Source organism: Aeromicrobium sp. PFPM2_SD2, from assembly GCF_057364525.1.
The window spans coordinates 1-644 of record NZ_JBNFNZ010000763.1 but is presented as its reverse complement, the minus strand read 5'-3'; the positions used below and the strand labels follow the sequence as shown (position 1 = coordinate 644).

The following is a 644-nucleotide window of genomic DNA, read 5'->3' as shown; positions in this document are numbered from 1 at the left end:
CGGTGCCCGGCCTCGCGGGCACGCCGTACTGGACGAACCGCGACGCCGTGCGCGCCGACAGCGTCCCGGCGTCCCTGGTCGTCCTGGGCGGCGGACCCATCGGCTGCGAGCTGGCCCAGGTGTTCGCCCGGTTCGGGGCGCGGGTCACGATCGTCCAGCACGGCGAGCGGCTGCTCGAGGGCGACGAGCCGGAGGCGTCGGTGGTGCTGCAGGACGTCCTGGCCGGCGAAGGCGTCCGCGTGATGACCCGGGCCGAGGCGGTCGAGGTCACCCACGCCGACGGACGCTTCTCGTTGACGCTCGAGGACGGCGAGCGCCTGGAGGCCGACCGGCTCCTGGTGGCGGCCGGACGCCGCTCGAACCTGCTGGACGTCGGCCTGGACACGGTGGGGCTGGACCCTGAGCACCTGACCGTCGACGACCGGCTGCGCGCCGCCGACGGACTCTGGGTCCTGGGCGACGTCACCGGGCACGGCGCGTACACCCACGTCTCGATGTACCAGTCGGCCGTCGCCCTGCGTGACGTGCTGGGCCAGGACGGCGCGGCGGCGACGTACGAGGCGGTGCCGCACACGACCTTCACCGACCCGGAGGTCGCCGGCGTCGGCCTGACCGAGGCGCCGCGCGCGAGGCCGGCTGCGGGT

At 75.5% G+C, this 644-nt stretch carries 1 protein-coding gene; it reads left to right on the top strand.

The features are described 5' to 3' along the window. On the top strand, window positions 1-644 hold a 644-nt coding region (locus AC2W7G_RS17960), incomplete at both ends, for an FAD-dependent oxidoreductase (RefSeq protein ID WP_485869629.1).